General features: G+C 40.5%; 22 protein-coding genes. 9 read left to right on the top strand and 13 right to left on the bottom strand.

The window, feature by feature from the left end; genetic code table 11:
* Positions 1 to 261 precede the first annotated feature (261 nt).
* The 4 genes from ACFVSH_RS07160 to cobT all read left to right on the top strand — a co-directional run bounded on the left by ACFVSH_RS07160 (position 262) and on the right by cobT (position 3,497).
* A complete protein-coding gene (locus tag ACFVSH_RS07160) occupies positions 262 to 678 on the top strand; it encodes an Rrf2 family transcriptional regulator (RefSeq protein ID WP_260284380.1) in 417 nt (138 codons plus the stop codon).
* Between the two features lie 115 nt (positions 679 to 793).
* A complete protein-coding gene (locus tag ACFVSH_RS07155; RefSeq protein ID WP_387705392.1) occupies positions 794 to 1,501 on the top strand; it encodes a nitroreductase family protein in 708 nt (235 codons plus the stop codon).
* Between the two features lie 288 nt (positions 1,502 to 1,789).
* A complete protein-coding gene (lepB, locus tag ACFVSH_RS07150) occupies positions 1,790 to 2,335 on the top strand; it encodes a signal peptidase I (RefSeq protein WP_387705390.1) in 546 nt (181 codons plus the stop codon).
* 115 nt (positions 2,336 to 2,450) lie between these two features.
* Positions 2,451 to 3,497: a nicotinate-nucleotide--dimethylbenzimidazole phosphoribosyltransferase gene (cobT, locus tag ACFVSH_RS07145; RefSeq protein WP_387705388.1), complete on the top strand. Its 1,047-nt coding sequence runs from the start codon at positions 2,451 to 2,453 to the stop codon at positions 3,495 to 3,497.
* A gap of 60 nt (positions 3,498 to 3,557) precedes the next feature.
* On the opposite strand, the gene ACFVSH_RS07140 is transcribed toward cobT, so the two are convergent.
* Positions 3,558 to 4,961, bottom strand: a complete 1,404-nt coding sequence (locus ACFVSH_RS07140) for a sigma-54 interaction domain-containing protein (protein ID WP_387596846.1) — start codon at positions 4,959 to 4,961, stop codon at positions 3,558 to 3,560.
* 268 nt (positions 4,962 to 5,229) lie between these two features.
* On the opposite strand from ACFVSH_RS07140, the gene ACFVSH_RS07135 reads away from it, so the two are divergent.
* The gene (locus ACFVSH_RS07135; protein ID WP_387705386.1) at positions 5,230 to 6,897 is read left to right on the top strand and encodes an alpha-keto acid decarboxylase family protein; all 1,668 of its coding nucleotides are present in this window, start codon (positions 5,230 to 5,232) and stop codon (positions 6,895 to 6,897) included.
* 752 nt (positions 6,898 to 7,649) lie between these two features.
* Here ACFVSH_RS07135 and ACFVSH_RS07130 read toward each other — a convergent pair.
* From ACFVSH_RS07130 to ACFVSH_RS07110, 5 genes are all read right to left on the bottom strand, one after another.
* A complete protein-coding gene (locus ACFVSH_RS07130; protein WP_387705384.1) occupies positions 7,650 to 8,831 on the bottom strand; it encodes a C40 family peptidase in 1,182 nt (393 codons plus the stop codon).
* Positions 8,832 to 9,117: 286 nt separating this feature from the next.
* Positions 9,118 to 9,954 (bottom strand): TIGR03943 family putative permease subunit, encoded by an 837-nt coding sequence (locus tag ACFVSH_RS07125; protein ID WP_387596837.1) that lies wholly within the window; start codon positions 9,952 to 9,954, stop codon positions 9,118 to 9,120.
* Positions 9,955 to 9,968: 14 nt separating this feature from the next.
* Entirely contained in the window at positions 9,969 to 10,850 is an 882-nt protein-coding gene (locus ACFVSH_RS07120; RefSeq protein ID WP_387596834.1) for a permease, read from the bottom strand.
* A gap of 333 nt (positions 10,851 to 11,183) precedes the next feature.
* Positions 11,184 to 11,810: a DNA-3-methyladenine glycosylase gene (locus tag ACFVSH_RS07115; RefSeq protein ID WP_387596831.1), complete on the bottom strand. Its 627-nt coding sequence runs from the start codon at positions 11,808 to 11,810 to the stop codon at positions 11,184 to 11,186.
* Between the two features lie 110 nt (positions 11,811 to 11,920).
* Complete coding sequence (locus ACFVSH_RS07110) at positions 11,921 to 13,486, bottom strand: MDR family MFS transporter (protein WP_387596829.1); 1,566 nt, start codon at positions 13,484 to 13,486, stop codon at positions 11,921 to 11,923.
* Between the two features lie 266 nt (positions 13,487 to 13,752).
* On the opposite strand from ACFVSH_RS07110, the gene proC reads away from it, so the two are divergent.
* Both proC and ACFVSH_RS07100 read left to right on the top strand, forming a co-directional pair.
* Positions 13,753 to 14,559, top strand: a complete 807-nt coding sequence (gene proC / locus ACFVSH_RS07105; RefSeq protein ID WP_387705382.1) for a pyrroline-5-carboxylate reductase — start codon at positions 13,753 to 13,755, stop codon at positions 14,557 to 14,559.
* Positions 14,560 to 14,643: 84 nt separating this feature from the next.
* Positions 14,644 to 16,011, top strand: coding sequence for an FAD-binding oxidoreductase (locus tag ACFVSH_RS07100; protein ID WP_387705380.1), 1,368 nt, complete (start codon positions 14,644 to 14,646; stop codon positions 16,009 to 16,011).
* A gap of 308 nt (positions 16,012 to 16,319) precedes the next feature.
* Here ACFVSH_RS07100 and ald read toward each other — a convergent pair whose 3' ends face one another.
* The 6 genes from ald to ACFVSH_RS07070 all read right to left on the bottom strand — a co-directional run bounded on the left by ald (position 16,320) and on the right by ACFVSH_RS07070 (position 22,753).
* Positions 16,320 to 17,453, bottom strand: a complete 1,134-nt coding sequence (ald, locus tag ACFVSH_RS07095) for an alanine dehydrogenase (RefSeq protein WP_076367639.1) — start codon at positions 17,451 to 17,453, stop codon at positions 16,320 to 16,322.
* Between the two features lie 172 nt (positions 17,454 to 17,625).
* Complete coding sequence (locus tag ACFVSH_RS07090) at positions 17,626 to 18,447, bottom strand: EcsC family protein (RefSeq protein ID WP_387705378.1); 822 nt, start codon at positions 18,445 to 18,447, stop codon at positions 17,626 to 17,628.
* Positions 18,448 to 18,496: 49 nt separating this feature from the next.
* Positions 18,497 to 19,753 carry a PucR family transcriptional regulator gene (locus ACFVSH_RS07085; RefSeq protein ID WP_260284396.1) on the bottom strand — a complete coding sequence of 419 codons (1,257 nt, stop codon included), beginning with the start codon at positions 19,751 to 19,753 and terminating at the stop codon, positions 18,497 to 18,499.
* 128 nt (positions 19,754 to 19,881) lie between these two features.
* Positions 19,882 to 20,880, bottom strand: coding sequence for an inorganic phosphate transporter (locus ACFVSH_RS07080; RefSeq protein ID WP_387596816.1), 999 nt, complete (start codon positions 20,878 to 20,880; stop codon positions 19,882 to 19,884).
* Positions 20,881 to 20,895: 15 nt separating this feature from the next.
* Positions 20,896 to 21,516, bottom strand: coding sequence for a DUF47 domain-containing protein (locus tag ACFVSH_RS07075; RefSeq protein WP_063235631.1), 621 nt, complete (start codon positions 21,514 to 21,516; stop codon positions 20,896 to 20,898).
* Positions 21,517 to 21,754: 238 nt separating this feature from the next.
* Complete coding sequence (locus tag ACFVSH_RS07070; protein ID WP_260284398.1) at positions 21,755 to 22,753, bottom strand: inorganic phosphate transporter; 999 nt, start codon at positions 22,751 to 22,753, stop codon at positions 21,755 to 21,757.
* A 394-nt stretch (positions 22,754 to 23,147) separates the two neighbouring features.
* Between ACFVSH_RS07070 and ACFVSH_RS07065 the strand changes: the two genes are divergently transcribed.
* Positions 23,148 to 23,978: an aldo/keto reductase gene (locus ACFVSH_RS07065; protein ID WP_387705375.1), complete on the top strand. Its 831-nt coding sequence runs from the start codon at positions 23,148 to 23,150 to the stop codon at positions 23,976 to 23,978.
* A gap of 466 nt (positions 23,979 to 24,444) precedes the next feature.
* Complete coding sequence (locus ACFVSH_RS07060; protein ID WP_179086047.1) at positions 24,445 to 24,699, top strand: GlsB/YeaQ/YmgE family stress response membrane protein; 255 nt, start codon at positions 24,445 to 24,447, stop codon at positions 24,697 to 24,699.
* 200 nt (positions 24,700 to 24,899) lie between these two features.
* On the opposite strand, the gene ACFVSH_RS07055 is transcribed toward ACFVSH_RS07060, so the two are convergent.
* Complete coding sequence (locus ACFVSH_RS07055; protein ID WP_387705373.1) at positions 24,900 to 25,775, bottom strand: RluA family pseudouridine synthase; 876 nt, start codon at positions 25,773 to 25,775, stop codon at positions 24,900 to 24,902.
* Between the last annotated feature and the right edge of the window lie 2 nt (positions 25,776 to 25,777).

The raw sequence follows: 25,777 nt of genomic DNA, 5'->3' as shown, positions 1-25,777 counted from the left end.
TATTTTTTTCAAAATCATTCATCCACTTCCTAAGCTATTCTATTAAGTAAGTTTACCGTATTCCTAAAGAAATAATTTGTAAGACAAGTAATTTGTCTGTTTATTTTTGGAATAGTGAAAAGCATGTATTGGAAGGATTCATCGTTCCAAAAAGGATTTTCCCGATTATGTTCATTAACAAGAGATTTTGGCAGATTTGTTCGATGCATCGTTGTATATTCATCGAAAAATAGTTTAAAGTAGAGGGGAGAGGTGAAAGAAATGTCAGAAAAGGTTTCCAGTATAATGTGGTTTAGTCTTGCAGTACAAGCCTTGCTTGTTCTTGCTGATCATGATGGATTATGCAATAGTAATAAATTGGCTGATAAGCTTGATTCGGAGTCAGGTTTTCTTAGAAAAATATTAAGTAATTTAGTGAAGGCAGGGCTGATTAAAGCAAAGGAAGGCAGGGATGGAGGTTATTCACTTGCCAAAAATCCCGACCAAATCATTCTTGCAGATATATACGCTGCAATTAAATCCGAACCTTTTTCAAAGGGCTTTCTTGATGTGAATGATAAGAAATGCTTTCAACCATCTTCACGCGAAGCTTTATGCGGATTGAAAAACGAGATGGAGAGCTGGATTATACAAGGCTTGGAGCAGAAAACGATTGCTGATTTACTTTCAAAATCATAATTTGAAAAACGAAACTGAAATGGTTTCGTTTTTCATAAACTGTATTTGACAAAAGAACAGTATGCGTTATATACTGTTCCTGTATTAATTACAGTTAAATGGAGGTCATTAATAAATGACAAAAAATATAATGAGTAAAGAAGAGTACCTAAATAAATCGAAAGAATTGAATATACCGTTTGAAAAGCCTAAAGTCCTTAATGATACGGATTTCATTACGGTAGCAAAAGAACGGAGATCTGTTCGCCAGTACGATGCTGAATACGTGATGACTGAAGAGGAAATTCGCGAAATCCTGGATATTGCGATCCAAGCACCGTCTTCTTCCAACTTACAGCCATGGAGATTCCTTGTGATCCAAGATAAGCAAACCCAACAAGAATTGCTCCCCATCGCAAATAACCAACAACAAATCGTCGATGCATCTGCCGTCATTGCCGTTTTAGCGGATATAGAAGGCTACAAAAATGCAGAGCTGATTTATGGTGAATTAGTCAATAAAGGGATCATGAAGAATGAAATCAAAGAGCCATATGTAGCATCTATTCTGCATAATTACGGTAACTTTTCCGCTGAAAAGGCTTTAAGTGTAGCCATGATTGACGGTGGCTTGGTTTCCATGCAGATCATGTTAGCTGCAAAAGCAAAAGGATACGATACAGTCCCAATGGGTGGTTTCGATGAAGCCAAATTTGTGGATGCATTCAATGTACCGGAAAATTTCAAACCTGTCATGTTAATTTCCATTGGAAAAGGAACTAAAGCAGGATTTGAAAAAGTCCGTTTGCCACTTGATACTGTATTGACCTGGAATAAATACTAAGGTTTTGGAACAATATTTGTACTATGTTAAAAGGATAGCTAAAACTCGCTATCCTTTTTTTCATGATTTGAGATTTGCTCTTTACTCCTAAAAATGATTATTCTCGCAAGCGATATAAGGATATGTTACAATTTTTCCACATATTTCTTTCGGGATATCTCTTCTGAAAATCACCGGCAAACTAAAAGCATAAGGGATAAACCGTGCTAAAGAATTATTTTTGGAGCTGCAAGCCAAAAAATACAGCAATTATCGTTGGCCGTTTACAATGGATGGGAGGAAGTCTTTATGAAGAATAAGAAAAGTGAATTGTTCTCGTGGTTGAAATCTATCTTATTCGCTGTAATGATCGTGTTCATTTGCCAACAGTTTTTATTTACACCAGTTACAGTAAAGGGTGAATCAATGGAACCGACTTATGAAAATGATGACCGGATAGTGGTAGCTAAATTCGGAAAGCCGGAGCGCTTCGATATGGTCGTATTTTATGCTCCGGATGCGGAAGAGAATTATATAAAAAGGGTGATCGGTTTACCAGGTGACAGCGTCGAAATGAAAGATGATGTCTTATTTATCAATGGGAAAAAGTATACAGAACCATATTTGAAAACAAAAAAAGGGGAAATTCCACCTGAAGAAAATTTGACGGAGAATTTCACCCTGAATGATTTACTTGGAAAATCCAGGGTGCCTGCCGGCCATTTATTTGTCATGGGGGATAATCGAAGGAATAGTTGGGATGGAAGAAGATTTGGTTTTATTTCTGAAAAATCACTTGTGGGCAAAGTGAAATTTCGTATCTACCCATTAAATGAAATGGAAGTGCCGAAGTAAATGGAAAGCCAAGAGGATTATTATTATATGGACTAAGTTGTATTTATAGCAGATGATGGATAAGAACCTTTTCCTGTGGTTAAGGTTTTTCATTTTGGATTGTAGGGGGATTAATATGACCAATGGATTAGCTGCCATCTCCATCCCGATGCTGGATGAAGAAATGGGCAGGCAGGTTAAAGGACATGTCGATTCACTGACTGTTCCTCTGGGGAGCCTTGGCCGGCTTGAAGAATGGATAATCGAACTGGCCAAGATGACAGGATTGGCATTTCCGGACATTTCGAAACCGGGGGTGATCGTGTTTGCGGCCGACCATGGAATTACGGAAGAAGGGATTTCGGCTTATCCTAAAGAAGTGACGGAACAAATGGCACTTAATTTCCTGAATGACGGTGCTGCCATCAATGTATTGAGCCGCGCGATAGATGCTTACTTGGACATTGTCGATATAGGGATCGATGCAGATATCGAAGCACCGGGGTTAACTTCAAGAAAAGTCCGCAATGGAACTAGAAACTTTTATAAAGAAGAGGCGATGACTAAGGAAGAAGTAATTCAAGCGCTTGAAATTGGATATGACCGTGCACAGAAAATGATTGCCCGTGGTGCGAACTGCCTGATCCTTGGTGAAATGGGAATCGGAAATACGACTTCCAGTACCGCCATCATCTCCATCGTAAGCGGGAAAAGCGTTGAATCACTAGTGGGGCAGGGAACAGGATTGAAGTCAGAAGGCATTATACATAAGCGGAGAATAATTGAAGAAGCGATTTCATCAAGAAATCCTAATCCGGATGATCCAATCGATATTTTGATGAAAATCGGCGGGTTCGAAATTGCAGGTATGGCAGGGGCCATGCTTGCTGCAGCTAATAACCGTATACCCATTCTTGTTGATGGTTTCATTACAACCACGGCTGCTGTATTGGCCAACCTGATTTCCGGACGTGCAGCCGATTATATGTTTGTTGGACATCGATCTGCAGAACCTGGTCATAGAACGGCCATAGAACTGCTTGGCAAGGAGCCGATCCTCGATGTGGGAATGAGAATCGGGGAAGGAACAGGGGCTGCCCTGTCATACCCCATTCTTAAGGCAGCGACATTGGTCATTAAAGAAATGGCAACATTTGAATCTGCAGGCGTGTCAAATAAGTAAGAAGTAGGAGACCTTCATTGTGAGGGTCTCCTATTTTTTATGTCTTCTTTCATTTCACTTTTACTTAATGGGCAGATGCCCTTTATATTTCTTCATTTTCCTGACGACGGAAGGCTGGCTGATCCCTAAGAATTTAGCCATTTCATATGTGGACTTACATTGTTTACTCGCTTTCATCATCATCCATTTTTCCACTTGTTCGAGAGCGGTATTGAGATCACTATCATCAACCATCACATCGTCAATCAATAGGGTATCATCTATTTTTTCAAAAGATTCTTGTCCATGGAAATGGGAGGGGAGAAAGCCAGGGAAAATGATGGAGTCTTCCGAGGTCAAAATGAGCCGTTCAATCAGGTTTTCCAATTCACGCACGTTTCCTGACCATTTATGCTGAATCAGTATTTCATAAGTGGAAGGGTGCAATTTCTTATCTGACTTGTATTTCTTGTTGATGATTTCGAGATTATGATTGATTAAGATGGCAATATCTTCTTTTCTTTCTCGTAATGGCGGTATTTGGATGGGAATCACATTTAAGCGATAATACAAATCGAGCCTGAATGTTCCCTTTTCCACCATTTCCTCAAGGTTTTGATTGGTTGCCGTTACAAGCCGAAAATCTATCTTATGCTCTTTTTTTCCGCCAACCCTTTTAAAAGTCTTCTCTTGCAGGACATTTAATAATTTCACTTGCATATCCAGCGGAAGCTCTCCGATTTCATCCAGAAATAGGGTTCCATTATCTGCTTGTTCAACTAGCCCTTGCTTCCCCTGCTTCTGCGCTCCGGTGAAGGATCCCGCTTCATATCCAAACATTTCAGATTCAAAGAGACTTTCAGGGATGGTACTGCAGTTGACTTCGATGAATGGCTCTTTGCTGCGGTAACTCTGATTGTGCAGCCTGCGGGCGAATACGCTCTTCCCTACACCGGATTCACCAAGAAGCATGACTGTCGCATCCGTTTTGGAAACACGATGTATCGTTTTGGCGATTTGCCGCATTTCCTTGCTGCGATAGATCAGCTCTTCCTGTTCCCTAAGTTCCTCGACTTCCGATTGGTATTCTTGAATCTTTCTCTCCAATTGACCGTACTGATCCTGGAGGTTCCTGATTTCAGTTTGATCTTGGGCATAGCTGACGACACGAATCAATTCACCATCATCATCAAAGATGGGATAGGCAGTCGACATGACGATTTTCCCCGTCTTTGTATGCTGCATGATCTGGACAGGTGTTTTCTCTTTCAATACCATGGCGGAAATCGACGGTGAAAGGATTCCTTCCGTTTCGAGCTGGTAAACTGATTTTCCAAGATAATGTTCCGGTTCGATTCCATATATCCACCAATGGTTAGGATTCGTGAATAAAATGAATCCTTTTTCATCGGTCACGGTAATATTATTATTGGATGTGTTGATGATGCATTCCAAAACTCTTTTGACATTATTATCACTCATCATTTTCCCCCTTATCCACTGTTCCGGTGATTCAAATATAAATCAAAAATAGAGGTGAAATCAAGAATTTTCAGATATTTCGATTTGGAATTGAATCATTTTTTATAAGAGCCATGCCTGAGATAGTCTCACTCACTCATTTCATTCATCAAAGCTAAAACTAGAGTAATAGAGTAGCGAATCCACCTTAAGTATATGGATATTTACGGTTAACCTACTTATGTTTGGGTATAAATAAAGTAGAGAGTGACCGATTGAAGGAGTGATTGACTTGACTGAAAAAAGAACCTTGGGACAATATTTATACAACTGCTTAAAAGCAGAAGGCATTACAGAGATTTTTGGTGTGCCTGGAGACTATAATTTCTCATTGCTAGATACTTTGGAAGATTACGATGGGATTGAGTTCATAAATGGACGAAATGAACTCAATGCAGGATACGCTGCGGACGCTTATGCCCGTGTGAAGGGAATTTCGGCACTCATCACCACCTTTGGTGTCGGTGAAATGAGCGCATGTAATGCAATCGCTGGCGCGTACAGTGAGAATGTGCCGCTCATACATATTGTCGGCTCGCCAAAGTCCATGATGCAACAGGAGAAGGAGCTTGCCCATCATACGTTTATGAATGGAGATTTTGATGTTTTCCGTAAGGTTTATGAGCATATCACCAGTTATACGGCAATTCTTACACCAGAAAATGCAGCAAGGGAGATACCGGCTGCAATCAGAATCGCGAAAGAAAAGAAAAAGCCCGTTTATTTGGTAGTGGCTATCGATCTTGTTGAAAAACCGTTGGTTTCTCACAGTGAGGCTTCTGAAAATGTGGCCAAAACGAATGTCGATGCGCTGCAGTCAGCAGTGAAGCATATAAAAGGGACGCTAGAACATGTAAACAAAGCGGTTCTGCTTGTCGACGTGAAAACACTTCGTTATAACCTGCAGAAACCTGTACTGCAGCTCGCTGAGAAGTTAAATGTTCCAGTTGCTTCGTTAATGCAGGGAAAAAGCGGGTTTGATGAGAGCCATCCCCAGTATATCGGTGTATACGGCGGAGCTTTCGGTAGTAAGGATGTCACTCAGACTGTTGAAGAAGCGGATTTCATCATAGCCGTTGGAGCTGTTTGGTCAGACGTCAATACCTCCAAAGGTACAGCAAAGCTTAACCCGTTGAAAATGGTGGAAATTCAACCTGATACAGTAAAAGTGGGGGAAGCCAGCTATATGAATGTCAAGGCGGAGGAAATTCTAAATGCACTCCAGGACATTGGTTACCGGCAGAACGAATCTGTTGGAAACATCTCATTTCCTTATGACACAATGGTTGAAGACCCATCAGCACCATTGAAGGCGGCTTCTTATTATCCTCGAATTCAGCAAATGTTAAAAGAAAATGACATTGTGGTCACGGAAACAGGAACATTCTCTTATGGCATGTCACAGGTCAGGCTGCCGAAAGGGGCGACCTACATAGCACAGGGAGGCTGGCAAAGCATCGGATATGCCACGCCCGCAGCTTTCGGTGCTTGCATAGCGGATAGAAACCGGCGTGTTCTTTTGTTCACCGGGGACGGATCGATACAGCTGACAGCACAGGAAATAAGCTCGATGCTGGAGATCGGCTGCAAGCCCATCGTGTTTATTCTCAACAATAACGGTTACACGATAGAAAAATTCTTGAACGTAAAAGTCGATATAGAAAAACAGAAATACAATGAAATACCAGAGTGGGAGTATACAAAACTGGCTGAAGCGTTTGGGCAAGAGGCATTTACAGCAAAGGTCGAGACGAATGGTGAACTGGATGATGCCATTACAAATGCTCAGAACGCCGATAAGCTTTGCCTTATAGAATTGGTCGTGAAAGATCAAATGGATGCCCCGGAATATTTGCAAAAAATGAGGCAGTATCTTGAAAAACAAGAGCAACTAAAGTAATGCCATGTTCGAAATGCTCTCACGCGGGCGGTCCGGGAGCCTCCTTGGCGCTCTTTGCGCCTGTGGGGTCTCCCTTGGACACGCTTTTCTAAGCAGGAGTCTCGAACAGCTGCTCCAATCAACTTCGTTTAAAAAATTCAGATAGCAACCCTTTTAGGGAAAGGGAGCTGATTTCTGAAATCAACTGAACTTTTTAAATAAAAAACTGCAGGCAAACTGAGTTTTCATAGAGTTTGGCGCAAAATGGTGTTCGAAGTCCGAATAGTAAGGTGAAGGTCAAAAAAAATCTTGAATGGTCGAATATAGTGCTTCAGCTTTTATGGTTTTTACTCTAATACTCATTGGATGGAAGAAATATGCGACACTACTACCGAATAACTGGCTAGCCGAAACCCTTCAGCTGCTTGCTTTGATGAGAAGCCAGCGAAAAGAGAGAGGATTTCTGAAAACAGCTGGAACAGATTTTTAAAGAAAGGTCTTCTGTTTATGAAGGCCTCTTTTTTGGTATGGATACTGTACTTACGATATATCTATACGGCTCGATCAAGGACAAGAATGCAAGTTGGAAAAGTAATAGGATGGATTCCAAAAAGATAATGAGAATGGTTATAAGCCATAGCACCAGTTGGCAGCTATTCGACATTATAATACGCAAAAAAGCGTGTATGATAGTTTATCAAAACACGCTTTTTTGTTCTTTTATCAAGGCATATAGTGTTTTTTAGCCAACAATCGGTTATTGACATCAATGTTTAGTTAAGTACACGAACTGCCTTTACAAAGCTAGGTCCCCAGTAAGAACTGTTGATGTCAGCGTAGGAGACACCTTTAGATGTGGAAGCATTCAGCATTTGACCATTACCGGCATAAATTCCCACATGATTGATTACACCATCATTGTTAGTATCGAAAAATACTAAATCCCCTTTTTGGAGGGATTTTGAAGATACCGTTGTACCAACGTGTGATTGTGCCACTGAATTTCGAGGCAAGGAAACACCTGCACTTTGGAATGCCCTTAATGTGAATGAAGAGCAATCAAAAACATCAGTGCGTGAAGTGCTAGCACCGTAAACATACTTCGCGCCCATATATTTAGCGCCAGCAGCCAAAACTTGATCCGCCTTGGTCGATTTGGACTGTTTTTTAATTGCAGATGCTGAGGCTTGTCCGGAAACCCGGATGGATTGGCCGATACGAATACGATTTGAATTGGAAATAGTAGGGTTCATTTTAAGTAAGGCACTAAGGGAAAGGTTATATCTTTTAGAGATTGTTGATAAGGAATCCCCTAATTTAACTACATAAACTTCAGTTGTATTTTTACTATTATTCGTATTCGTATAGTTGTTAAGGGTATTAACCTTCAAGATCTGGCCGGGAAAAATAAGGTTACTAGTCAAATTGTTTTTAGACTTTAATTGTTTGACAGTCATATTATTGACTCTAGCAATCTTATCCAGGGTGTCACCGGATTTGACCCTATATGTAGCATTAGAAGGACTGTTTTTAGCCGCAGAGCTAGATGCAGGGGCTTTTCCGGAAACCCGGATGGATTGGCCAATATAAATGCGATCCGAATTAGAAATATCAGTGTTTAATTTAAGCAGGGCACTAAGGGAAAGGTTATACTTTTTAGCAATTTTTGATAAAGTATCCCCCAGTTTAACCACATATTTTTCGGTTTTATCTATATTTTTATCTGTTTGGTTGTTAAGGTTATTAACCTTCAAGACTTGGCCGGGAAAAATAAGGTTACTAGTCAAATGGTTTTGAGACTTTAATGCTTGGACAGTTGTATGATTAGCTTTAGAGATTCCATCAAGGGTGTCCCCTGATTTAACTTGATAAGAACCAGCATAAGCGGAAGTGCCTGCCACTAGGGTACCTATAATAGTACCTGCAAGAATGAAAGAGTTTTTAGAATTGTTCATTTAGGAAAGTTCCTCCTGATGTGGTAAAAAAATATGTAGCATTTATATTATAAGGGTATGGAATATAAAAAACATGACCCATATAAATAAAATTCAACTTTTTCGTCATTTTTCAGGTAATCTTGCTTCAGGTAAATGGGGATTTATGGGATTCAGATGGAGTTTAAGAGGGCCATACTGTAATTTCGCATAAATGGATAAAAAGAGCATTTCATAAAATGGAAGTTTGAAGTAATTAAAAAGAAAGGTAAGAATGGAATATCCTTACCTTTCCATGATTCATTCTTTAATATTGTCTATAAACGTAGGGATCATCCGGTTCAGCGATTTTACTATGTGATGATACTTTGAGCAGGGGAATGGTTTTCTTGAATGGCTGATAATAAATGGATTCCAATTCACCTGTCACGGAATACCACTCATCATTTTTGGGATGCATTCCTTCAGGAAATTCGATTAGCATACCGAATACCCCAGAGTCCGCGACACAGTGAATGACCCCAAACCGGAACAAGAATACCTGGTTTTGGGCTAGCTCATTTGAATTGTACGAAAATCCGGTTAACGTTATTTGCTTGCCAGTGAACTTTCCAGGAGAGTAATAGATGGCTTCTAAATCGTTTAGGTAGTTTTCATCTGTTAATTGAAGACTATCACGATCAACCAAGCCTTTGAGAGAGTTATCCATTAAAGTTAAATAGTCATCCTTGCCATAATAAAGACTCGTATCCGGCTGCAAGAATTGATGCTGGCTATATTCATCTGAGTCTTCATATACTGGGAAATGAAACCCCTTTTTTTCTACAATATTGGAGTCCATAGTGGCAACAGGCAAAAAGAGACCGGTTAAAATGGGAATGAAGAAGAGGAAGTAAGTAAGGTTCCTTTTCCATTTCTTATTTTCCTGGGAGTGATCATGTCCGCACTGACAATCATCACCTTCTTCTTGATTATCTTCTTTAAAATATAAGTAAGATCCCATTAACGTGAATATTGCCAGTATATAGATGGCAATCTGTGAAACATATGAATATTCCATATTAATGTATTTCGATATATTCCCTGAGGCGTGTAAATGCATGAATAAAAAAGTAAGTCCAAGTAATATGAATAATCTTCCCATATAAAACACCCTCTTTAAGAAATAAACAATAAAGTTAGGCCTAAGACGGAAATAAATATATAGGCCATCAAACATAAAACGAATTTTGTTTTGAAGGTACCTAAAAGCATGATTGTATTTTTAATATCAAACATGGCCCCGAATACAAGAAAAGCAACTAGTGAAGAGGGCGAGAAGGTACTTCTAAAAGAACTTGCAACAAAGGCGTCCGCTTGGGAACACAAGGACATGACATAGGACAAAGCCATCATGACTGCATTCCCGGATAGTTTTCCTTGACCGATTTCAAGCAATAGGGATGTTTTCAAAAAAGTTTGAATGGCAGCTGCCAGCAATGCACCAATGATTAAGTATTTTCCAACAGAAAAGAACTCTTCAATCGAGTGTTTGAACATTCCCGTTATTTTGTCTTTAAATGTAAGCTTATGTTGATGTAAATGTTCGATATGTTCCTGTTTAAGCTGATTTGTCTTAAACTGAAAAGACAGGATGCATGCAATGATCAGTACGACCACGAATGCAATTCCACCACGATAGAAAACCATGCTCCAGCTATTACCAAACGCTATATAGGTGGAAAACAGGACAATCGGATTGAGAATGGGTGCAGAAAGCATAAAGGCAATGGCCGCTGAAAGAGGAACCCCTTTAGCGATCAAACGGCGGGTGATCGGGACAATCCCGCACTCGCAGGCAAGAAAAAAGACTCCTGCACCTATTGCGGTTAGAACAGATAAGATCGGATTTTTCGGAATGATTTTTGCAATCATCTCTTCTGACACAAACATTTGGATGATTCCAGATATAAGGACTCCCAGTAAAATGAAGGGAAGGGATTCAATTAGGATACTAATAAAAATTGTATTCATTTGCAAAAGGGCCTGAACGTTCATCATAAACCACCTTCCATATTGCTGACTTAACTATATTAGTTTCGTAATAGAAGGAAGTCAATTTATTATTACTTGGGTAATAGGCTGGAAGTTGAAGGGGTAAGGAACTTATGGGATATTGAGGGACTTGAATGATCTAATGTATAAGTTTGGCAGGAATAAGTAGTACTTCAATAAGCCTTGTTCCTTTTGAGGCTAGAGCTTACATTAGCGATATTCATAATGCTTTCATACACGACTTGTTGATATGGATTTAGGGATGCTTACGGACAAAGTAAAATCCCCTCAAAGTTGTGTAATATCCACGGAATTTTACACAACATTGAGGGGATAAAATCATGGTTCATTTTTCGGCACAGCCTTATTAATTAGGTTTTTACGGGATATGAACGGATTGTCGGTAATCCAGAAACGCCAAGGATAATCTTTTGCTGCCCCGGAGTTCTCGATTCCGACGCGGGGGCCGCTGGATATGTGTTCAGGCATTTTTCCGGCAGCAAGATATAGCGGGGGATCCGTAAAAGGTCGACCATAATCATCCATGGTGATGCCTAGTGCCTTTGTTAGCTTCCCAGGTCCATCGGTCCATTTTCGAATATCGGCAATTCCGCGTCTTTCCTGCATTAACTCAAGCCCTGAATAGGGTTCAACAGCTCGAATTAAAATGGCCTCCGGATTTTCAGGCCCGCCGCTTACGACATTGACCAGTGTATGTGTATGCATGACGTAAGTATAAATCAATCCGGAATTACCGAACATCACTTCCGTCCGTTTTGTCCTTCTATTTCCAAAACTATGTGCGGCCTTGTCCCCAGGTCCGATATAGGCCTCTGTTTCAACAATGAATCCAGAAGCGGTTCCATCCGCTGTTTCTTTTACAATGAGGCAGCCAAGAAGGGATTTTGCCAGTTCAAGCGTGGGCTGCTGATAAAAATCTGCGGGTAAAATTGAATGGTTTATCATAGTATCACTCCATCTAGTCTCATACAGGTAAAATTCCCTTATCAATGAAAAAAAAACATCAAGGGATTAAAAAGACCGGCTGAATATATCAGCCGGCCCCGATCATATTTTTAGCCTAATTCTTTTTCCGTTTCTTGATCTTTTTTGATACGGCCTGAACCCACGGAAAGTGCCACTAATATCCCCGCGGAAACAAAAATGATACCGGTGATGAAAACGCTGGAGAATGCATCGATCCAAGCATTTTCAATCGTTTTTACAAGGACATTGCTGACTTCTGCCGGCATTTTAAGGTTTTCCGGATAAAGCATGATGTTGAATAACGCATCCGTTTTATCGGCCAATGCTTTCAGTGCCGCATGCAATATAGGGTCCTTTTGGCTTACGACCGCATCATCCATATTTTGCTGGAGATTATGATTCATGACAGCGTTCAAGATCGTTATGCCCATCGTTCCTCCTATAGATCGGAAGAATGTGGAAGCCGCTGTAACCGACCCTAGCTGGGATTTTGGAAACTCGTTTTGAACGGCAATCATCAATGTCGGCATGACAAGACCCATACCTATTCCAAGGATGGCCATGAATGAGTACGCAGTGAATATAGTCGTACTGCTGTCCATCATGCTCATTAGGAAGAAGCCAAGCGTTGCAAAGGCCATTCCAAAGGTAAGCACGGTACGAAAACGGAATTTCAATAGTAACCGCCCGCCAATGATGCTGGAAAGAATCATGCCGACCATCATCGGAGTCATGGTCGATCCCGCTTTTGTTGGTGAAACTCCCAGTACGCCTTGCATGAAAAGCGGGACGAACATGATTGCCCCGAACATGCCAAGGCCAAGCAGGAATCCCAAAATATTCGTGGTGGAAAAAACTCTATTTTTAAAAAGGGATAAATCAAGGATCGGTTCGACTGCTCTTCTTTCAAAAATGATGAATAGAGTAATGAAGACAATGGTGCTACCGAAAATCAAGAAAGATTCCAGTGATAACCATTCAAATTTATCACCACCGAAAGTCAAGCCCAGCAGTAACAGCACAATACCAGGAATCAAGGTGAAAATCCCCAGGTAATCGATATTCACCTTCTCTGCTTTCCTTATGGCTTCATGTTTCAATCCCACATAAATCAAAATGGCAGATAGTAAGCCCGTCGGTACATTGATCAAAAAGATCCAATGCCAGCTGATATGGTCAACGATCAGGCCGCCCAGAAAAGGACCGATGACGGAACTTAAACCAAAAAGAGCTCCAAATACACCCTGCCATTTGGCTCTTTGTTCTGCAGAGAATATATCGCCGATGATCGTTTGGGATAAAGGCATGATCATCCCGCCGCCGATTCCCTGCAGCCCTCTATAAATGATCAATTGCTCCATCGAAGTGGCTGTGGCACATAAAAAAGAACCAATCGTGAAAATGATCGTACCAAGCAGATAAAGGGAACGCCTGCCATATAAATCAGATAGCTTTCCAACAATGGGTACGACAGTCGTTGAGGCTATTAAATAGGCAGTCGTCACCCATGCAAAGATGGTAAAACCATTCAATTCCCCGATAATTGTCGGCATGGCCGTACCGACGATCGTCTGTTCCAATGAACTGAAAAACATTCCTATGATCAATCCTGTTAAGACTAGCTTGGTATTAACTGCTTTTTTTTCCGTTTGCATATGATTTCTCCATTCCTGGAATTTTATTCCTTATTCATTTTGTGACTGATAGGTCAAAATTATAAATCCGAAATGACCATTTAGTCAACGGTTTTTTCACTGAAAATTTCAATTGAAGTTGATATCAAGATTCATCCATAACAATTAAGTAATTCGACCAGAAACCACCAAATCCTTCCTGATTAATATTTCCAACGTGTTTCCATTTATGATATCCGATATAATAAGAAGGAATATAGATGAACTTATGATTGGAAGTGTAAGATATGAATAAAAAAATCGGGTTTATTGGATGCGGCAAAATGGGTGAGGCAATGCTTGAGGGCATGTTGCTTGCAGAGGTCATTTCACCTGAAGGGATCATGGTCAGTACTGCGAGTGCGGAAACCAAAACTAAAATCACCACGAAATATAACGTTAAAGGCACTTTGGATAATATAGAGGTTGCTGGTTTTGCAGACATTCTCTTTCTAGGGATCCAACCTGCCATGCATAAACAAGTGCTTGAAGAAGTGAAGAATCATGTGAAAGAAGAAGCTGTAATCATTACCATGGCAGCTGGGATCACTATATCTTTAGTGGAGAGCAGCTTCGGAAAAAAAGTGAAGGTTATCCGGACGATGCCAAACACTCCTTCGCTTGTCGGTGAAGGCATGACGGCCATGAGCATCAATGCTGAAATTACCGATGCTGATATAGAGGATGTGACTTTTTTGCTGAATAGTTTCGGTAAAACGGAAATCCTCCATGAAGATTTGATGGACGCAGTACCGGCCATCAGCGGTTCGTCGCCTGCTTATGTATACATGTTCATCGAGGCGCTGGCTGATGGGGGGGTCCGTGATGGCATTCCACGGAAACAAGCGTACCGAATGGCAGCACAAGCTGTAATGGGGGCTGCTAAAATGGTACTGGAAACGGAAAGGCATCCTGCTGCTTTAAAGGATGATGTCTGCACGCCGGGAGGGTCAACGATAGCTGCGGTAGCGTCTTTAGAAGAGAATCAGCTAAGATCCAGCATTCTGCAAGCAATGAAGTCCTGCACGGATAAAACGAAAGGCTTCAGTAAGTGAAGAAAGATGGATTGCCTATTGGCAGGCAATCTCATTTTGTGTGATATTTTCAGAATGTTTGGTAAAAAAAGAGGGGGCAGCATAATGAATGGTTATATAGAAGAATTAAGGAAGATATTGACGGAAGAACAAGTAACGGTGAATGAAACATTATTGGAACAGCATAGCCATGATGAATCCTACCATACCCCGCATTTACCGGATATGGTCATATACCCAAGGGATACTGCTGAGGTAAGCGCAGTCATGCGGTTTGCGAATGAGCATGAAATACCGGTCATTCCTTTTGGATTGGGTTCAAGTTTGGAGGGGCATGTCGTTCCTGTCAAGGGTGGAATTTCCCTGGATTTGTCCTTGATGAATCAAATATTGGAAATCAGGGAAAATGATTTCCTTGTGAAGGTCCAACCAGGTGTGACAAGGACGCAACTCAATAAAGAATTAAAAAATTACGGTTTGTTCTTTTCCGTCGATCCTGGTGCGGATGCTACATTGGGAGGGATGGCAGCTACGAATGCAAGTGGTACGACCTCGGTCAAATATGGGATAATGCGGGATCAAGTCAGGGATCTGGAAGTGGTTTTAGCAAACGGTGAAGTCATTCATTCCGGAAGTTTAGCGACAAAGTCATCTTCAGGCATTCATTTGAATGGCTTGTTTGTCGGCTCTGAAGGTACGCTAGGTGTATTTACTGAACTGACATTAAAGGTATATGGCATTCCTGAAGTCACAATGGCTGGAAGGGCCTCATTTCCAACCGTCGAACAGGCAGTATCTGCGGTTAATGGGATCATGCTTGCTGGAATTCCGATTGCACGAATTGAATTGGTTGATGCCGAGTCCATAAAAAAGGTTAATCAATTCATGGACAAATCCTATGATGTCAAGCCAACTTTATTCCTCGAGTTTCATGGGAATTTTGCCGGACTGGAACAGGACGTCAAATTTGCCAAGGAAATCGTAAGTGATTTTGGCTGTGGCGATATTCAGTTTGAAACCGATTCAAAAGCACGGAATGCCTTATGGGAAGCACGCCATAACCTCGCTTACGCATTCATTCACAGCGCACCTGGAAAGAAGCTGATGGTGACCGACGTAAGTGTGCCCCTTCATGAATTATCTAATGCCATACTGGATACAAGGAAGAAAGTCGAACAATCCAAAATGGAGGGTGCGATTGTAGGACATGTAGGTGACGGGAATTATCACGTATTGTTCATGATCGATCTGAAAAATCCTGAAGAAGTAAAAGAAGCGAAGAGGTTAAATGAAGAAATCGTCGAATATGCATTAACAAAAGGCGGTACATGTACGGGTGAACATGGAGTAGGACTTGGAAAATCGAAGTATCAGCGAAGGGAGCATGGAGGAGCTTACGTAGTGATGAAAACGATCAAACAGGCATTGGATCCGAAAGGAATAATGAATCCTGGGAAGATTTTCATAGATTAAGAGGAATATACTATTTTGTAGATTAGTAATAACAACAAACAGACTTGATCCCATATAAAATATAGTGGAAATCTTGTCTATTATATGGGGACAAGGCGAAAATGCCAATTATATATCACGGAATTTAAACATATATTCGCATAAAAATGATTTTCGTCTTTCATTCGGGCTATAATCGGAAAATGGTCCGTCCGATCTGATAATTCGACCTATATCTAGCTAAATCGCCTGAAGTACAGCTTTCAACGAGATTCTCGTACAAAAAAACAAGACTCCAGACAAGGTTGTGTCTGGAGTCTTGTTTTTTATTAAGCGTTAATGTTATTTGAATTTAAGGCATTTTCAACACTTACATAGTTGTAGCCGAGGTCTGTGGCAACTGCTTCGAACGTGATTTCACCGTTCGCTACATTGACGCCTTTTGCAAGTGCATCATTTTCAAGGATCGCTTTGATGGCACCTTTGTTTGCAATTTGAAGTGCAAATGGTACTGTTACGTTAGTTAATGCAACTGTAGAAGTTTGAGGCACTGCTCCTGGCATATTCGCCACTGCATAATGCACTACTCCATGTTTAACATAAGTAGGGTTATCATGTGTTGTTATGTGGTCGACCGTTTCAAAGATACCGCCTTGGTCGATTGCAACATCGACAATGACTGAACCAGGAGACATCGATTTAACCATTTCTTCAGTAACGAGCTTAGGAGCTTTTGCACCTGGAATCAATACAGCACCGATCACTAAATCGGCATCTTTGACTGCTTCCGCAATATTATAAGGGTTGGAGATAAGTGTAGTCAGTTCATTTCCGAAAATATCATCAAGCTGACGAAGGCGGTCAGGGCTTAAGTCAAGAATGGTAACATCTGCTCCTAATCCAATTGCGATTTTAGCAGCATTCGTTCCAACCATACCTCCGCCGACAACAGCGACTTTACCACGTTTAACTCCAGGAACTCCGCTTAAGAGTATTCCTTTGCCGCCGTTATTTTTTTCAAGGAACTGAGCACCGATTTGTGCAGCCATGCGTCCTGCAACTTCACTCATTGGTGTCAGTAATGGTAGTGTGCGGTTTACTGCAACCGTTTCATAAGCAATGGCCAAGACACCGCTTTCTTTTAGGGCCTGAGCTAATGCCGGTTCAGCCGCAAGATGTAAATATGTGAAAAGGATTAAATCTTTTCGGAAATATTTATATTCAGATGAGATAGGCTCTTTTACTTTCATGATCATTTCTGTGCTTGACCAAACGCTAGCAGCGTCCTCGACTATAACAGCACCAGCTTCTTGATATGATTCATTTGTAAAGCTGCTTCCTAGACCTGCGTTCATTTCGATTAATACTTCGTGACCTGCATTGACCAATGCCACAACCCCGGCTGGAGTGATAGCTACACGGTTTTCATTGTTTTTAATCTCTTTTGGAATTCCTATTCTCATCTTAATCCCTCCAATAATATGTTTTTACTATTTGTATAACAAGTATAGTTGGAAAAAGAAATAGTTAGTATGTGGAAATCAGAAAATTGAAAAAGGTGTATTTGTGGAATTCCACAAACGCAGTGTCAAAAATATGGGCTAGCCAGGAACAAGACCTTTTAAAAAGCTGAATTCAATTCTTTGCAATAGGTTCTTGAATACGCTCTAAAATCCTTCTTTTCTTATATAGCATGATTCCCGTATCGGCTATATCGGCAATCATGGAACGATTTGTAAGGGCGCCAAAGATTATCCCGGCAACAGGAACCATTTGCATAAGTTTTTTCCAGCCAAACTGATCACGGTATGTATAAACGACTTCCCGCCAACCTTGCAGTTCGGATGCTATTTCCCTTTTTGATTGGGAATCGGTCTGGTCCATTTTCGACAATTCATTTAATAGAGCCTTTTTGCCGACAACATCCGATGTTGTGAATTGCAGACATTTGACGATGAAAATACGTTCTTGGCGGTCTCTAGGATTGAAGCCATATGTGATGGCGATATCCTGAAGCGTTTTGATCGACATGCCGAGAAGAAGGGGGATGTCGATGGCCAAAGTGAAAATTCCGCCAATCCCTGTAGTGGCACCTTGAACCGTTGCCAATTTGCTGCCTGAATTTTTAATATCCTGACTCACGCTATCCATGATTTTGAGGGGGATGACTGAAACATCTTTCAGGGCTTTAATTTCCAACTCTGGAACCTTGGCTTGCAGCTGACCTAGAATATGAGTTTCTTTCGTTAAATATTTTCCGCCATTCTGAATGTAGCTGCCGATTTCATCAAGCATGACACCCAATTTTTTCTGAATGAAATCCGGTGTCAACTTATCCAATAGCTTGAAGGGAATCCGTCCGATCCGTTCCCAAAACCATAGTCCTTTCTGATCTTTTTCCCATTTTTCAATGATTGTTAATTCGTTTTCAAGCTCTTCTTTTGTTTCAAGTTTCATATGATCAACCTTTCCACACTTCTAGTATTCCATATCAGGGAATATATCATTAATTTTTCTTGTGAAATTCATCATATTGATTAAGTTTAATGTTAAGGAAGAGGGACATTTTTTGAATCGGGTCTTTTAGTCGAATATTTCCCACTTCAGAGATTCTTTTTAATCGGTAATTCAATGTATTCACATGGATATGAAGATTACTTGAAGATTCATTTGGATTGCAGTCTTTCTCTAGATAGACAGTGAGCGTTCGCAGCAATTCCGTCTGGTTTTTCATGTCATATGCTTTTAGCTTAAGGATGGATGGATGAACACGACGCTGTTTGTTGCTTGCGAGTGATTCAATCATTTGAAACATGCCAAGTTCTTCATAATGTAAAATGAGTTTCATGTCATCTGGGAAAATACTCTTCATTTTAAGGGTGTATTGAGCTTCTTCGTAACTTGATTTAACATCCATTAAGTTTTTATACATATTGCCAGCCGTTCCAAGGATATGCTCAACACCGAAACGCTGTTTCATCTCCAGAATGAAAAAAGGAATGAACTCATAAATCGATGAAGTGAAAGATGGGCTGTTTTCCTGGTTGCCTCCCGCGAAAAGAATGAGCTTGTTATGGTCAATGGCAAATAAGGAACTGTTTATCTTCTGAGTGGTCGTTAACATGTATGAAATGTAGCGCTCCACCTCGCGATTGATCTCTTTAGGAAATTCGAATACCAATATGGAAAAAACCACTGGAACGTGGATGGAAAATTTCTTGAAATGTTCAATTATTTCCGATTCTTCTTGGTAGTGCCCGGTCAACATGCGCCAAAGGAACTCTTGATGACCTGCTTCTTTCCTTTTCTTTTTCAATTGCAATTGCTGTAACTGGTTCTTCGCCTCCTTGGCAGCGAATTGCAGAAATTTCATATCTTCTCCGGAGAAAGGTTCATTTACTTCCAAAGCCCAAATGAATCCAAGTACTTCATTATTTTTCCGGATGGAAACCGCAACCCTGTTACCGAGACCGACATCACTGATGGCCCCGATTTTAATGGGGGCATCTTCTTTCAATAATGCGGGGATGAAGCCATCTTTCCATAAACTGTTGATGACCTTTTCAGGGACACGTCTTCCGATTATAGTCATGATACGAGCCTGATCCGTAGTATCATCGTGTGTGCTATAAGCAAGTAAGCGGTGGTTACCGTCCTCGATCGTAATGGGGCAACCCAAAACAGAACTGATTCTATCGGCAAATTCCATCATATCTCCATAAAGGTCTTTAAAAATATCTCTATTTTTTTCGAATTCCTTCATTTTTATTTGCCCCTCGCTAAAAAAAATTCCTTCTTCTTGAATTTTAAACGTTTCCTATTAATAAGCATAGATAAATCCTTTGTTAAAAACAGAAAATCCCTACCGTGGAAACCGGAAGGGATTTTATTTTAGAATAAGAAGTTAATTAAAAGATAAAGCAAACCAGCTAATGTTGCCGAGATGGGAATGGTAATGAACCAAGTGATGATCATCCTTTTTGCCGTTCCCCATTTAACGCCCTTGACACGATGCGCAGATCCAACACCAAGGATTGAAGACGAAATAACATGGGTTGTACTGACTGGCATGTGTATGACTGTCGCGCCGAAAATGATGAAAGCCCCGGTTAAATCGGCTGCAACACCATTGACCGGACGGATTTTCATGATTTTACCGCCAACGGTTTTAATGATTTTCCATCCGCCGACGGAAGTTCCAAGCCCCATTGCTAGCGCACAGGAGAATTGAACCCAGAAGGGGATATCGGTACTTGATGCATAACCATTCGCAATGAGGGCCATCGTGATGATACCCATCGCTTTTTGTGCGTCGTTCGTTCCGTGGGTATACGATTGAAGTGCCGCAGTAGCAATCTGTATAGTACGGAATTTTTGGTTTGTTTTTGTCAGGTTATTATTTTTAAATACTACTTTAAAGATGCTGTATACGATAAACCCGATTGCAAAAGCAATTAGCGGGGAGAAGATCAAAGCTTGAAGAATTTTCATGAATCCTTCCCATTTAATGCCGGAGAAGCCTGCTGCAGCAATGGCGGCACCTGCAATCGAACCAATCAATGCATGGGAGGAACTGCTTGGTATTCCGTAATACCAGGTAAGAAGGTTCCATATGATAGCGGCAAGCAGAGCAGCCATGATTACATACGAACCATTCGGAAGCGTGAACGGATCCACGATATCCTTCGTTATGGTCTTCGCTACTCCAGTGAATGTCATAGCTCCGACGAAGTTCATGATGGCTGCCATGATGATGGCATGCCTAGGCTTCAAGGCCTTTGTTGAAACGGCAGTCGCAATTGCATTGGCTGTATCATGAAAACCATTGATGAAGTCAAATGCTAAAGCAAAGAAAACGATTAATATTGTTAAAATTAATAAAGTATCCATTTATTGGGGTACTCCTTAGGCGTTTTTCATTATGATTGTTTCAAGTGTATTGGCCACTGCTTGACAGTGATCGGCGATCTCTTCAAGGCTTTCGTAAATTTCTTTATATTGAATGATCCTGATTGGATCTTTTTCAACTGTAAACAAGTTTTTGATTGATTGACGTTGGATTCCGTCACAAACTGATTCAAGATCTTTAATCTTGATTGCATTTTCACGAATCATTGGTAATTTCTTAGTGGATAGTGTATCGACAGCATTTTCAATCTCATACGTACACTGTTTGATTGCATCCACAAACTTAAGCATATACTCATCTGCATTGACAATTGAGTACATCTCGAATAATGCTGCACAGTGTTCCAAACCGTCTATGACATCATCCATTCTCATGGTCAATTCAAGTATATCTTCCCGTTCGATAGGAGTGATGAAGGCATTGTTCAGCTCTTTAATCACATTATGAACCATTGAATCGCCTTTATGCTCATAGTCTTTCATCGTATCTGAAAATACTTTGAGATCGGAGATGTTTTTGAGTTTATAATCCGCGAAATAGTCAGCACCTTCTTTAAGGTTTTGAGCGATGTTAAAAAGCATTACTGCGAATTTGTCTTTTTTTGATTTAAAAGCCATGTTAAAGCCTCCCAATTAGTCATGCAAATTTACGCACTTTAGTCGTACGCTTAGTATTAACAAATTGATTGTAACGAATTCATGTAGTATTCGGGAAGGTTTTTCGACGAAAATTTACAAAATCTTAATAAAACTTTATATAAAAACACAATGAAAATTAAAAAATGGGAAAAACCCTACAATTATAAGGGGTAATCTGTAGAAAAAAAGCCTTTCCAATATGGAAAGGCAAAAGATTCTATAAAAATAAAGCAATTAAATAGTAAATGATTCCAGCTAAGGAAGCGGAAATTGGCAATGTAATGAACCAAGTGATCAACATGTTTTTTGCGGTTCCCCATTTTACCCCTTTGATGCGGTGTGCAGAACCGACCCCAAGTATTGAAGAAGAAATGACATGTGTCGTGCTGACCGGCATATGCAGGAAGGTTGCACCGAAAATGATGGATGCTCCAGTCATATCGGCAGCCACACCGTTAACCGGGCGGATTTTCATGATTTTACCGCCAACGGTTTTAATGATCTTCCAGCCTCCGATTGATGTACCAAGCGCCATGGCTATTGCGCAGGATAGTTGTACCCAGAAAGGAACTTCAGAGGTAGAGGCATAACCGTTTGCGATTAGAGCCATCGTGATGATCCCCATGGATTTTTGAGCATCATTCGTTCCATGTGTATAAGACTGTATGGCCGCCGTGAGAATTTGTATTCTCCTGAATCGTTTATTGGTTTTTCCTAAATTATTATTTTTGAATACTACCTTGAAGATACTGTATACAATGAATCCAAGCGTGAAGGCAAGGATAGGGGATAGAATCAATGCTTGTACAATTTTAGTGAATCCACTCCATTTAATCGTATCGAATCCACTAGCCACGATGGCAGCTCCCGCTATTGAACCAATGATCGCATGGGAGGAACTGCTTGGAATGCCAAAATACCAAGTGATTAAATTCCATATTATTGCCGAAAGCAGGGCGGCAAGGATTACATAAGAACCATTGTTCAATGTGAAAGGATCAACGATATCCTTCGTAATGGTATGCGCTACACCGGTGAAGGTCAGTGCTCCTAATAAATTCATGACCGCAGCCATGATGATTGCATGACGTGGTTTAAGCGCCTTGGTTGATACTGCTGTAGCGATGGCGTTAGCAGTATCATGGAAGCCATTGATAAAGTCAAAGACCAAAGCAAAAATAATAATTAGCGCGGTTAAGATGAGTAGGCTATTCATACATGGAGGACTCCCTTGATTTCAAGTATGTAAAGTGTATATGGATTGTCGCCAATGAATGGGCAGGACAGTTTGCAACTCCTCAATATTAGAATGGGAGTTTTACATTTGATTATTCTTAAAATTTGGCACCTTCTTTTTTACTTGGTTTTAAGCCGAACTATTCAATTGTAACGAATTTCATACCTATAAGGATAGATGTTTCGTCATTTTTTTACAAAATATTTAACTTAGTGAATGATTTAAAAGATAAAATGATCCCTTTAATATATATAAATGGTATGTAAGGGGGAGTTTTCGCTTAAGAAGGCTCTATAAATTCCGAGGCTTATGGTTAGAAATAGGGGGTGGAGGGATGTATAATTGGTAAATAAAAGTAAGGGGGAATGATGGAATGATTTCAAATATTGGGGAAACGATCACCTTACATAATGGAGTTAAAATGCCACAGTTGGGTTTCGGTGTATTTAAAGTGAAAAATGGCAATGAAACGGTTGAATCCGTCAAGAAAGCGATCGAAGTTGGTTATCGTGCGATTGATACGGCGGCCATTTATGAAAATGAAGAAGGTGTTGGCCAGGCGATTCGGGAATGCGGAGTGCCACGTGAAGAATTGTTCATTACGTCTAAAGTGTGGAATACAGAGCAAGGATACGAAACGACGCTCCAGGCATTTGATGATAGTTTACATCGCCTTGGTTTGGAATACTTGGATTTATACCTGATCCACTGGCCGGGAAAAGATAAATATCTGGAAACCTGGAGGGCATTGGAAAAGCTTTATAAGGATGGAAAGGTGAAATCAATCGGTGTAAGTAATTTCCATGTTCATCATTTGGAGAAGTTACTTGCAAACAGTGAAGTGAAACCGGTCGTCAATCAAATTGAATTGCATCCACTTTTGACTCAAGTCGAAATTCGTGACTACTGTGCAAAACATGAAATAAAGGTAGAATCTTGGAGCCCGCTGGGCAGAGGGAACCTATTGGAAGAGCCGACAATTAATCATATAGCGAAGAAGCACGGGAAAAGCTCAGCCCAAGTGTTGATTAGGTGGCATCTGCAACATGATCTAGTTGTAATACCTAAATCGATTACGCCGTCCCGTATCGAGGAAAATGCAGAGGTATTTGACTTTTCATTAAGCCTGAATGAAATGAATCAAATAGATGCCTTGAACAAAAATGAACGGTTCGGCAGCAATCCCGATGAACTTTTGTTCTAAAAAATACTGATAGAAGGGTGTCCCGAATGGGGCATCCTTTTTTTATTTTTCCTCATGAACATAATTGAGACAGTTATTGCTTATACTAACTATGTGACAAAGTTAAGCCTATGGTATACCCGTTTAATATGTCTAATAATCCTGTTTTCGTTGCCAAATATTTTTTAAAAAAATTAGGTTTTAGATTAATTAAACGGGGAAAATAATGAGTACAGCGGCAAACAAAAAGAAAAAATTCACTAACATGAGGATTGTCCAATCAGTTACTCAAGGGCTATAGCTAGCTAAATCTACCCAATAACTAAAACATTCACATTCATTAGATATTGTGCATTATCGGCATCATACCATTTGAATGTAAAAGTTAAAATTACTGAAAAAAGGCATGACAATATGGAAGTGATTTGATTTCTTGGAGTCTGCTGCAGAAATTGAAAAATAACTAATACTAAGGAGGAAATATATTATGGGATTTTTATGGTCATTAATTATCGGAGGTATCATTGGTTGGTTAGCAGGTATGATCGTTGGACGTGACGTACCATTTGGAATTATCGGTAATATTATCGCTGGTTTTGTTGGTGCATGGTTAGGTTCATTAATTCTTGGGAACTGGGGCCCTTCAGTAGCGGATTTCGCTATAATTCCAGCATTGATTGGTGCTATCGTGTTTGTTTTCGTCTTAAGCCTTATCTTAAAAGGCATGAGAAAAGCTTCATAAATGCAAAGATTAAGCTGGCCCAAGTGGCCAGCTATTTTTTTTTGCAAAAATGGACAGATTTCGTCCTGGCATGCCTTTAAACCAATTCGCCCCAATCGTGGAAAGTCCTGCAGGTGGTGCACAAAAAAAATATGGGCAACAATTTCATACCAATGGAAGTAATAAGAACACCGTTCCCAATGGAACGGTGTTTATTCAGTTTAAATGGTGACATCGAATATTTCAGGTCTATCCATGAAAGGAGCTTCAATGCTCATTTTTTTTTCTGAAATGGGGTGGATGAATTCGATTTTCCTTGCATGCAGGGCTTGACGCGGAAATGTCTTTTTTCCGCCATACAAGGTATCTCCGGCCAAGGGGTGATTCAAATGACTGAAATGCACCCTGATTTGATGGGTTCGGCCGCTTTCCAGTGTACAGCTGACAAGCGTCAAGTTTTTCTTGGGATCGCGATTGAGTACCTGAAAATGGGTGACTGCCGTCTGGCCTGTAGAGGAAACCCTTCGTCTCGTGGCATGGTGTCGGTCGCGGCCAATTTTTTCTTTGATTTCGCCTTCGTTCTTTTTAATGTTTCCTTCGACTAAAGCTAGATATGTCCGTTTGATCTCCCTTTCTTCCAACATTCTATCCAGCATGGACCCTATGAGGCGGTTTTTGGCAAAAAGGACCGCACCGGTGGTATCCTGATCAAGCCTATGAATATGCTTGATCATACAGGACTGGCCAGTTTTTTGAAGATGGTGCGCCACTCCATTGATGAGGGAGTGTGACTCACCCTGTTGAGAAGGGTGGGTATCCATTCCAGCCGGTTTATTGGCAATCAACAACACATCATCTTCATATATGATGGAAATTCCTAAGTCTGTCGCTTGAACTGTTTCATTTTCAGCATGATCCAATAAAGGGATGCTGATCGTATCCCCTTCATTAAGAACAGTTGACCATGCGACGGAATTTCCGTTCACTGTCACTTCTTTACTCATCCTCCATTCATGGACTAATTTCTTTGGGGCCTTCCACCGCTCCCTAAAAAGCTTTTCCAATGTTAATCCATTCCAACTTTGGAGAACATCTATTT

The organism is Peribacillus sp. NPDC058002, from assembly GCF_042886655.1.
Lineage (GTDB): Bacteria > Bacillota > Bacilli > Bacillales > DSM-1321 > Peribacillus > Peribacillus aracenensis.
Note: the sequence above shows the minus strand (reverse complement) of the source record. Positions and strands in the feature narration are given on the sequence as shown.

What these genes read in the sequence shown, in the direction of transcription:
- ACFVSH_RS07155 (WP_387705392.1), top strand. Translation starts at nt 794, where the DNA reads ATGACAAAAAATATAATGAGTAAAGAAGAGTACCTAAATAAATCGAAA.
- ACFVSH_RS07080 (WP_387596816.1), bottom strand. Translation starts at nt 20,880, where the DNA reads ATGGATACTTTATTAATTTTAACAATATTAATCGTTTTCTTTGCTTTA.
- ald (WP_076367639.1), bottom strand. Translation starts at nt 17,453, where the DNA reads ATGAGAATAGGAATTCCAAAAGAGATTAAAAACAATGAAAACCGTGTA.
- ACFVSH_RS07120 (WP_387596834.1), bottom strand. Translation starts at nt 10,850, where the DNA reads ATGATGAACGTTCAGGCCCTTTTGCAAATGAATACAATTTTTATTAGT.
- ACFVSH_RS07160 (WP_260284380.1), top strand. Translation starts at nt 262, where the DNA reads ATGTCAGAAAAGGTTTCCAGTATAATGTGGTTTAGTCTTGCAGTACAA.
- lepB (WP_387705390.1), top strand. Translation starts at nt 1,790, where the DNA reads ATGAAGAATAAGAAAAGTGAATTGTTCTCGTGGTTGAAATCTATCTTA.
- ACFVSH_RS07085 (WP_260284396.1), bottom strand. Translation starts at nt 19,753, where the DNA reads ATGAAGGAATTCGAAAAAAATAGAGATATTTTTAAAGACCTTTATGGA.
- ACFVSH_RS07100 (WP_387705380.1), top strand. Translation starts at nt 14,644, where the DNA reads ATGAATGGTTATATAGAAGAATTAAGGAAGATATTGACGGAAGAACAA.
- ACFVSH_RS07065 (WP_387705375.1), top strand. Translation starts at nt 23,148, where the DNA reads ATGATTTCAAATATTGGGGAAACGATCACCTTACATAATGGAGTTAAA.
- ACFVSH_RS07130 (WP_387705384.1), bottom strand. Translation starts at nt 8,831, where the DNA reads ATGAACAATTCTAAAAACTCTTTCATTCTTGCAGGTACTATTATAGGT.
- ACFVSH_RS07090 (WP_387705378.1), bottom strand. Translation starts at nt 18,447, where the DNA reads ATGAAACTTGAAACAAAAGAAGAGCTTGAAAACGAATTAACAATCATT.
- ACFVSH_RS07125 (WP_387596837.1), bottom strand. Translation starts at nt 9,954, where the DNA reads ATGGGAAGATTATTCATATTACTTGGACTTACTTTTTTATTCATGCAT.
- ACFVSH_RS07110 (WP_387596829.1), bottom strand. Translation starts at nt 13,486, where the DNA reads ATGCAAACGGAAAAAAAAGCAGTTAATACCAAGCTAGTCTTAACAGGA.
- ACFVSH_RS07060 (WP_179086047.1), top strand. Translation starts at nt 24,445, where the DNA reads ATGGGATTTTTATGGTCATTAATTATCGGAGGTATCATTGGTTGGTTA.
- cobT (WP_387705388.1), top strand. Translation starts at nt 2,451, where the DNA reads ATGACCAATGGATTAGCTGCCATCTCCATCCCGATGCTGGATGAAGAA.
- ACFVSH_RS07140 (WP_387596846.1), bottom strand. Translation starts at nt 4,961, where the DNA reads ATGATGAGTGATAATAATGTCAAAAGAGTTTTGGAATGCATCATCAAC.
- ACFVSH_RS07075 (WP_063235631.1), bottom strand. Translation starts at nt 21,516, where the DNA reads ATGGCTTTTAAATCAAAAAAAGACAAATTCGCAGTAATGCTTTTTAAC.
- ACFVSH_RS07070 (WP_260284398.1), bottom strand. Translation starts at nt 22,753, where the DNA reads ATGAATAGCCTACTCATCTTAACCGCGCTAATTATTATTTTTGCTTTG.
- ACFVSH_RS07115 (WP_387596831.1), bottom strand. Translation starts at nt 11,810, where the DNA reads ATGATAAACCATTCAATTTTACCCGCAGATTTTTATCAGCAGCCCACG.
- proC (WP_387705382.1), top strand. Translation starts at nt 13,753, where the DNA reads ATGAATAAAAAAATCGGGTTTATTGGATGCGGCAAAATGGGTGAGGCA.